The following is a 5,276-nucleotide window of genomic DNA, read 5'->3' as shown; positions in this document are numbered from 1 at the left end:
TGTCTTGCTGGCCCCGCCATACCTGAGCAGCAAAGCCGAACTCGATATGGCGATGGATCTGCTGGGCAAGGCGCGGTCCGCGGGTTGGCCAGCGTCGGGCCGCCAGGCCACGGTATGGCGGCCGAACACCGGCGCGGGAGCATCGCCGTCGGCGTCGACCAGGGCGATGGTGCGCAGGTCGGGCAAGGCATCCTGCGGCACGCCCGCCAGCACGGCGGGAAAATCGATCTTGCGGAACGACGGCTGCATCACCAGCATGCACGCCCGCGAGCGGGCCAGGATGTATTCCAGTTCGCTGCTGCGGTAGCGCGTGTTGATGGCCACCAGTGTTGCGCCCAGGCGCGCCAGCGCGCACAACAGGGCCAGCCATTCGCGGCGGTTGGGCAGCCATACGGCGACTTTGTCGCCAGCTTCTATACCCTGCGCCGCCAGCCAATGCGCGGTGCGGTCGCACAGGGCGTCGAAACCGCGGTAATCCAGGGCGCCGGCCTCGTCGATCAGCGCGGTGCCGCGCGGGCGGTCGCGCAGATGGGCGGCCGTCAGTTCGGCAAGGCCGCCCGGTGCGGGCGCGGCGTCGGCAGGCATCAGTACAGCTCCATCAGGTCCGTGTTGTTGGCAAAGTCCGACGGCACGCCGTTGCGGATCAGCGCACCTGATTTCATGACAATGACGCGGTCGGCGATTTTCAATGCTTCGCGCACGTTCTGCTCGACGATCAGGATCGACATGCCGCGCTGCTGCTGCAGCGCGCGCACCGGGCCCATCAGGTCCTGGAACAGTTTGGGGGCCAGGCCGATGGAAGGCTCGTCCAGCAGCAGGCAGCGCGGCTGGCTGAGCAGGGCGCGGCCCAGCGACACCATCTGCTGCTGGCCGCCGGACAGCGTGCCGGCGCGCTGGCCATAGAATTTGCGCAGCGCCGGCAGCACCTGCATGACCCATTCCAGGCGTTCGGCATGGTCGGCCTTGGGCACGCCCGCCGACCACAGCCCCAGGCGCATGGTCTCGGCCACGCTCAGGCCGGGAAAAATGCCGCGCCCTTCGGGCACCATCGAGATTCCCGCCGCGGCCAGGCGGCGCGGGTCGGCGCGCGTCACGGGCCGGCCATCCAGCAGCACGCTGCCGCCCTCGGGCGCGATCAGGCCGAACAGCGCCTTCAGCAAGGTGGATTTTCCGGCGCCGTTGTGGCCGATGAGGCACAGCACTTCGTTGGCCCCCAACTGCATGTCCAGGCCGTCGAGCACGGGACGTTCGCCGTAGCCCGCGCGCAGGGCCCGCGCTTCCAGGACGGGGGGCGTGGCGGCGGTCATGCGCGGTCTCCGAAATAAATGGCGGCCAGGTCCGGGTCTTTCAGGATGACGGCGGGGTCGCCGCAGGCCAGCAGTTTGCCTTGGTCCAGGAAGGCCAGGCGGTCCGACAATTGCGTGACCAGGTCCAGGTTGTGCTCGATGATGCAGATGGTGATGCCGCGCGTGGCGTAGTCGCGCAGCAAGGCCACGAAGCGGTCGAACGAGCGCGGGTCCAGCCCCGAGGCGGGCTCGTCCAGCAGCCACAGCGAGGCATCGCTGGCCATGATGCGCGCCAGGCTCAGGAATTTGCGTTCCGCATAAGCCAGGTCGGCGGCGCGTTCGTGCCGCTTGTCCCACAGCCCCGCGTCATTCAGCACGGCCTGGATGCGCGCCGTGTCGCGGCGGCGCTGCCACAGCCAACTGCCGCGCTCGGTGACCGTGGTGACGTTCTCCAGTACGCTCATGTGCGTGAACAGGCGCAGGTCCTGGAAGGTGCGGCCCACGCCGCGGCGCGCGATCTGCCAGGGCGCCAGGCTGGCCAGGGGTTTGCCGTGCAGGTACACCGCGCCGGCGGTGGGCGGCAGGTGGCCGGTGATCATGTTGAACAGGGTGGTCTTGCCCGCGCCGTTGGGGCCCACCAGGGTGGTGATCAGGCCGGCCGGCAGGTCCAGCGATACGTCGCTGATGGCCTGCAGCCCGCCGAAGCGCTTGGACAGGCCCTGCAGGCGCAGCAGCACGGGGGTGTCGACGGCCGCGCTCATGCCTTGCCCCCCTTGCGTCCGCCCACCAGGCCGCCGGGGCGGTACATCATCAGCAGCACCATGATGCCGCCATATACGATCTGCTGCACGGTCCCCAGTTCGGCAGGCGGCAGGAAGGGCAGGTAGGTCAGCGCCGCCGGCAGCAGCATCAGCAGGGCCGCGCCGATGATCGGCCCCAGCACCGTGCCGGTGCCGCCGATGATGACCATGGCCATCAGCAGTATCGAGGTTTCCAGCATGAAGCCTTCGACGTTCACGAAGCTCATGTAGAACGCGTAGATGGCGCCGGCCACCGCGGCCAGGCCGGCGGATACCGCGACCGACAGGGTCTTGATGGCCGCGACCCATTTGCCCGCCGCCTGCGCGGCCGATTCGCTGTCGCGGATGGCCATCAGGCTGCGGCCGAAACTGCCGCGCAGCAGCAGGGTGGTAACAAGCAGCACCCCGGCCAGCCCCACCAGCGCCAGCGCCAGGAATTCGGCCGGCGTGGTCAGGGCATGGCCGAACACGGTGGGCGGCGGAATGCCCACCAGCCCGCCCAGGCCGCCGGTCACGCCTTTCCATTCCGAGAACACCGTAACGCCGATGACCTGCAGGCCCAGCGAGGCCGCCACGAAGTATTCGCCGCGCACGCGCAGCGCGGGCAGCGCCAGCGCCATGGACAGCAGGCCCGACAGCAGCACCGCGCCCGCCACGCAGACGAACAGCGAATCGCTGAAGTGCATGGCGATGTTGGCGGCGGTATAGGCGCCCACGCCGAAGAAAATGGCGTGCGCCAGCGAGAAAATGCCCGCGTAGCCCATGATGAAGTTCAGGGTGACCGCCAGCATCGCGTTCACGCAGAACAGCACGGCAATGTTTTGCAGATAAGCCAGCATGCGTAGCCCCGGATGCTAGGACGCCACGGCGCGGCCGAAGACGCCGCCGGGCCGGAACAGGATGAACAGGAACAGCACCACGAAGGTGACGGCTTCGCTCCACTGCGGGTCGATCCAGGCCAGCGACAGGTTCTCGGCCATGCCCAACAGCAGGCCGGCCACGGCGGCGCCGCGCAGGCTGCCCACGCCGCCCACGATGGTGGCCGCGATGCTGATCAGCATGACATGATGCCCCATGGCCGGGTTCAACCCCGAGGTGGTGGCGGTGAGAATGGCGGCCGGCACCGCCAGCAGCGAACCGATCAAGAACACGTACTGCGACAGCCGCCGCGGGGTCAGGCCATACACGCGCACCAGTTCGGTGTTTTCGCCCAGGGCGCGCAGCGCCAGGCCCAGGTTGGTGTGCGTCAGCAACCATTGCAGCAGGCCGAAGGCCACCACGGCGCACAGCACGGCCACGGCCGCCATGGGCGCCACGTACAGGCCGGGCAGCAGTTCCAGGCTTTTGCTCAGGGGCGTGGGCACGGTGACCAGCCCACGCCCGAAGCCGATGGTGATCAGGTTCTGCACCACGATGGCCAGGCCGAACGAGGCCACGAATACCGTGAAGAACGCGCCTTCGTGGCGCTGGATGACCGCGTACACATAGCGGTCGACCAGCATGCCGAACAGCGCCGCCGCCGCGCCCGCCGCCAGCGCCGCCAGCGGCCAGGCCCAGCCCAGCACGGTGTACAGCTCGTAGAACACGAAGCCGGCCAGGGTGAAGGTGGCGCCATGCGCCACGTGGAAGACGCGGGTGGTGCCGAAGATCAGCGAGAAGCCCGCCGCGATCAGGGCATACAGGGCACCGGTCTGTATGCCGTTGACGAATAGCTGGAGAAACAGCATGCGCGAGTCGGCCCGGGCCCGTCAGTTGGCGACGTCGGCGATCGGCTTGGCGCCGTTTTCGCCGATCTGGTTGATCTGGATGGGGGCCTTGATGGTGCCGTCATCCGCGAAAGACACCGTGGCGCCCACGAAGTCGAAGGTCTTGGTGGCTTTGCGCTGGGCCAGCAGGTTCTCGCCGGTAATGGGTTTGCCGGCTTTTTCCAGGGCAGCGGCCAGCACGGCGAAGGTGCGCACGGCGTTGTAGTAGTTCAGCACATACATATTGGGCGCCTTGCCGTACTGCTTTTTGTAGTCTTCCAGCATGCGGCGGGTGATGTCGTCGTTCTTGTCCCAGTCCACTTTCTGGCTGGTGAACAGCGCGCCCTTGGATTCGGGCAGCGACAGCGTGGAAGGAATGGCAAAGGCCGAATAACTGACGATCTGCTGGGACACGCCGTTGTCGCGCAGCTGCTTCACGATCTGCCCCTGCTGGCTGCCGTACGAAGCGATATACACCGCATCGGGCTTGACGTCGCGCACGCGCGCGGCAATGCCCGAGAATTGCTGCGCGGTGGCGGGCACCGAAAAATCGCCGACCAGTTCGCCGCCCGCCTTGCCCAGTTCGGTTTCCAGTTCCTTGACCACCGCCTGGCCCAGCGGGTCGTCCACGTACACCAGGGCGATGCGCTTGATGCCGCGTTCCTTGACCAGGTAGGGCACCATGGCGCGCACTTCGAAATCGACCAGCGGGATGGTGTTCCAGAAATAGTCGCCCAGGTCGGCCAGGTCGGGACCCACGCCGCCGCCATTGACCATGACGGTCTTGCTGCGCGTGCCGACGGGCGCGATGGCCTTGGACACACCGGTGAACGCGCTGAGCACGAAGGGTACCTTGGCCACGTTCACCAGCTTGTTCATGCCGATGACGCCCTGCATGGGCAGGGCCTGGCTGTCTTCATACACGATGGACAACTTGCCGGACAGCATCTTGGCGTCGTTGATGTGCTGCACGGCCAGATTGGCGCCAGAACTGAAGATCTGGCCGTATTCGGCATTGCTGCCGCTCATGGGCAGCAGGCCGCCGATGGTCAGGTCGGCCGCGCTGGCCGCCGCGGTCAGGGTCAGGCCTTGGCACAGCGCCAGGCCGGCAAGCAGCTTTTTCATCGAATGTCTCCGCACGTATCGTGGTTGTTGTGCGCCGCAGCGTCGGGACAGGCCGGCTGACGGCTACGAAAATGCTAGCCACAGTGCATGATGAGACCAATTCGGATTTGCTTAACTGCGGGTTTTCCCGCGACGATCTGTCGGTATCAGACCGCCAGCCTGAACGCATCGCGCAATGCGGCGGCGCCCGCCGGGGTCAGCGTGACGGCGCGGGTGCCGGCGCGGCGGCGCACCCAGCCCCGGTCCATGCAGCATTGGCACAGTGCCGCACCCAGCGCCCCGGCGATATGCGGGCGCCGTTCGCTCCAGTCCAGGCAGGG

At 67.4% G+C, this 5,276-nt stretch carries 6 protein-coding genes; all 6 read right to left on the bottom strand.

The features are described from left to right. Window positions 1-585: AMP-binding protein (locus tag LPZ50_RS21340; RefSeq protein ID WP_230664736.1), on the bottom strand; the 585-nt coding region annotated here is incomplete at its 3' end. Continuing rightward, window positions 585-1,307, bottom strand: a complete 723-nt coding sequence (locus tag LPZ50_RS21335) for an ABC transporter ATP-binding protein (RefSeq protein WP_230664734.1) — start codon at window positions 1,305-1,307, stop codon at window positions 585-587. The genes LPZ50_RS21335 and LPZ50_RS21340, both read right to left, overlap by 1 nt. Next, a complete protein-coding gene (locus tag LPZ50_RS21330) occupies window positions 1,304-2,047 on the bottom strand; it encodes an ABC transporter ATP-binding protein (protein ID WP_230664732.1) in 744 nt (247 codons plus the stop codon). The genes LPZ50_RS21335 and LPZ50_RS21330 overlap by 4 nt, the downstream gene beginning before the upstream one ends. After that, window positions 2,044-2,925 (bottom strand): branched-chain amino acid ABC transporter permease, encoded by an 882-nt coding sequence (locus LPZ50_RS21325; RefSeq protein ID WP_230664730.1) that lies wholly within the window; start codon window positions 2,923-2,925, stop codon window positions 2,044-2,046. Before LPZ50_RS21325 ends, LPZ50_RS21330 begins: the two co-directional genes overlap by 4 nt. A gap of 15 nt (window positions 2,926-2,940) precedes the next feature. Beyond that, window positions 2,941-3,813: a branched-chain amino acid ABC transporter permease gene (locus LPZ50_RS21320; protein WP_230664728.1), complete on the bottom strand. Its 873-nt coding sequence runs from the start codon at window positions 3,811-3,813 to the stop codon at window positions 2,941-2,943. Between the two features lie 21 nt (window positions 3,814-3,834). Then, window positions 3,835-4,956, bottom strand: a complete 1,122-nt coding sequence (locus tag LPZ50_RS21315) for an ABC transporter substrate-binding protein (protein WP_230664726.1) — start codon at window positions 4,954-4,956, stop codon at window positions 3,835-3,837. Window positions 4,957-5,276: the final 320 nt, after the last annotated feature.

Source organism: Bordetella petrii (assembly GCF_020991325.1).
Lineage (GTDB): Bacteria > Pseudomonadota > Gammaproteobacteria > Burkholderiales > Burkholderiaceae_B > Bordetella_A > Bordetella_A petrii_E.
This window is presented reverse-complemented; position numbering and strand designations above follow the sequence as displayed.

What these genes read in the sequence shown, in the direction of transcription:
- LPZ50_RS21335 (WP_230664734.1), bottom strand. Translation starts at nt 1,307, where the DNA reads ATGACCGCCGCCACGCCCCCCGTCCTGGAAGCGCGGGCCCTGCGCGCG.
- LPZ50_RS21330 (WP_230664732.1), bottom strand. Translation starts at nt 2,047, where the DNA reads ATGAGCGCGGCCGTCGACACCCCCGTGCTGCTGCGCCTGCAGGGCCTG.
- LPZ50_RS21325 (WP_230664730.1), bottom strand. Translation starts at nt 2,925, where the DNA reads ATGCTGGCTTATCTGCAAAACATTGCCGTGCTGTTCTGCGTGAACGCG.
- LPZ50_RS21320 (WP_230664728.1), bottom strand. Translation starts at nt 3,813, where the DNA reads ATGCTGTTTCTCCAGCTATTCGTCAACGGCATACAGACCGGTGCCCTG.
- LPZ50_RS21315 (WP_230664726.1), bottom strand. Translation starts at nt 4,956, where the DNA reads ATGAAAAAGCTGCTTGCCGGCCTGGCGCTGTGCCAAGGCCTGACCCTG.